2 protein-coding genes are annotated in these 1030 nt (G+C 68.3%); one reads left to right on the forward strand and one right to left on the reverse strand.

Translation table 11 applies throughout. The annotated features are described in order from the left end of the window. On the forward strand, nt 1-308 hold a 308-nt coding region (locus FWJ67_RS11290), incomplete at its 5' end, for a cyclase family protein (protein ID WP_414482884.1). Between the two features lie 103 nt (nt 309-411). Here the strand turns inward: FWJ67_RS11290 and FWJ67_RS11295 are convergent. Continuing rightward, nucleotides 412-891 carry a tetratricopeptide repeat protein gene (locus FWJ67_RS11295; protein WP_304173482.1) on the reverse strand — a complete coding sequence of 160 codons (480 nt, stop codon included), beginning with the start codon at nt 889-891 and terminating at the stop codon, nt 412-414. Nucleotides 892-1030: the final 139 nt, after the last annotated feature.

Consider the following 1030-nt stretch of genomic DNA (forward strand, 5'->3'; position numbering starts at 1 on the left):
ACCCCGTGACCTTCACCAACGCCGACAGCATGGGCACCATGCACTTTCCCGGCTTCAGCCTTGAGGCGGCCCAGTTCCTGGTCCACGAGCGGCAGGTGGCTGGGATCGGCGTCGACACCCTGAGCCTCGACATCGGTCCCTCCACAGACTTCGCCGTCCACCTGGAAGTCCTCGGGGCCAACAAGTGGGGGCTGGAGAACCTGGCCAACCTGGCCACCGTACCCCCGGCCGGGGGAACCCTCATCGCCGCCCCGCCCAAGGTGGAGGGGGCTTCGGGCGGGCCGTTGCGGGTGCTGGCGGTTTGGTAAGGGCTCGGACCCGCGTTCAAGGATGAAAAGGGGCAGCGCGCGGCCCTCAAGATGGCCCTGGAGAGGAACCGGCGGATGCGAACCCGGCTGTCCTTGGTGATCCCTAGGAGCGAGGAAGCTGCTCCGCGTAGAAGCGCAAGGCCCGCTCGTACCGCCTGAGCCCTTCGTTGGCCGTGGTGTCAAGGAGGGTGGTGAGGAGCATCTGAACGGCCTCGCTCCCCTTGCCCTGATCATGGAGGGTGAGGGCGAGAAACGCGGGGAATTCAGCGGCCTCGGGGAACTCGGCCATACCCTGCCGCAGCACCCGCTCCGACGCCTCCAGGTGCCCCACCCACCGGTAGCTGCTGCCCAACCCCAGGAGGGCCGCCCGGCGATCGTCGCCCGAAAGGCCCAACGCCAGCGCTTCCTCATAGAGCGGGATGGCCTCCGTCTCCTGGCCCAGGCTGTCATGGGTCATGGCGGTGTGGAGGGCCAGGAGGGCATCCTCCGGCCTTTCGGCCCGGAGCTGACGGAGCAACGCGAGGGCCTCGTCCAGACGTCCTTGGGCCCGGAGAGCCAAGGCTTCGTGCAAGCGGGCGTTCATACGACGACCCTCCCACCAGTTCGCCATGATGGAGGCACGCAGACCCACTCAAGCACAGGGAGCCCGGCGAGGTCAAGAGGGGAGCCCCACCAAACAGAGACAGCGGCCAGCGCCCCGGATCCTTCCCAGGGCGCTGGCC

Source organism: Limnochorda sp., from assembly GCF_047459355.1.
Taxonomy (GTDB): Bacteria; Bacillota; Limnochordia; order Limnochordales; family Limnochordaceae; genus Limnochorda.

Bases quoted from the DNA above. Each gene is read 5' to 3' on its own strand.
- FWJ67_RS11295 (WP_304173482.1), bottom strand. From the start codon at position 891: ATGAACGCCCGCTTGCACGAAGCCTTGGCTCTCCGGGCCCAAGGACGT.